We start from the raw sequence: 1,310 nt of genomic DNA, 5'->3' as shown, positions 1-1,310 counted from the left end.
GGGGGGTGTGGGTCGGGGGGTGAGGGTCGGGGTGTGACCGTCGGGGGGGGGCCCCGCCAACCCCCCCCCACCCCCCGCGCGGGGGGGGGTGGGGGCGGGGGGGGCGGGGGGGGCGGGGGGGGGCGGCGGGGGCGGCGGGGGGGGGCGGCCCCGGGGGCGGGGGGCCAGGGGGGGGCCGCTCCGTACGGGCCACGGAGCGGCGGGAATTACCGGTACGGGGCGGGCTCCGACACCACGGCCGGCGCCGCGGCGCCAGTGTGGTGCGCCCGCGGGTCGCGCCCCTTCCCGCGCTCCGGGGCGCGGGTGCAGAGCGGTGGCACGGCCTCCGGATGTGATGGATGTGGCGGGGCGGCCCAAAGCGTACGTCTGAGTCGTACGGCCGCGGCGGCGATACGGCGCTGGAGGGCGAAAATCCGGATCGAGAGCCTGCTCACCGTCGCTGTGCTTCCGCGCGGCGGGGTGCGACCATCGAGGTCAGGCCCGCGCATGCCGAAGAGTGGCCTTGTGTTCCCTGGACGGTTCCGCGCGAGCGATAATCGAACGCGGGGCCGCAGCACAAGGCGAAACTTGGACGTTATAGCCGACTGACAGGGACGGAAGTGAGCGCGGTCCGTCGAACCCATATGGCGAAGGACACGTTCTCATGACGACGACCACGATCGAGCTCAAGCCCTCCTCGCATCCGCTGCCGGCCGCGGAGCGCGAGGCGATCCTGGCCAACCCCGGTTTCGGCCGCCACTTCACCGACCACATGGTGACCGTCAAGTGGACCGAGGGCCGCGGCTGGCACGAGGCGCAACTCGTTCCGTACGCGCCGCTGTCGATCGACCCGGCGAACATGACGCTGCACTACGCGCAGACCATCTTCGAGGGCCTCAAGGCGTTCCAGCAGCCCGACGGCACCGTCGCCACCTTCCGCCCCGACGCCAACGCCGCCCGCTTCCAGGCGTCCGCCCGCCGGCTCGCCATGCCCGAGCTCCCCGTCGAGACCTTCATCGCGGCCTGTGACGCGCTTGTCAAGCAGGACCGGGCCTGGGTGCCCGCCAACGGTGAACAGTCCCTGTACCTGCGCCCGTTCATGATCGCCACCGAGGTGGGGCTCGGTGTCCGCCCGGCCAACGAGTACCTGTTCGTGGTCATCGCCTCGCCGGCCGGCGCGTACTTCCCGAGCGGTGTGAAGCCGGTCTCGGTGTGGCTGTCCGAGGAGTACGTCCGGGCGGCCCCCGGCGGCCCCCGGGGCGCCCCCGCCCCCCGCCCCCCCCCCGCCGCGCAGGTCGGGCAGGCCCCCCCCGCCCAGCACGGCAGCGCCC

General features: G+C 74.4%; 1 protein-coding gene. It reads left to right on the top strand.

All coding sequences use genetic code 11. The annotated features are described in order from the left end of the window. Positions 1–643 precede the first annotated feature (643 nt). A partial coding sequence (locus AAHZ94_RS34215; protein WP_502964871.1) for a branched-chain amino acid aminotransferase family protein occupies positions 644–1,310 on the top strand: 667 nt, incomplete at its 3' end.

The sequence above is a fragment of the Streptomyces sp. HSW2009 genome, from assembly GCF_040240285.1.
Classification (GTDB): domain Bacteria; phylum Actinomycetota; class Actinomycetes; order Streptomycetales; family Streptomycetaceae; genus Streptomyces.
The sequence above is the reverse complement of the archived record's forward strand: the minus strand, read 5'-3'. Positions and strand labels throughout refer to the sequence as shown.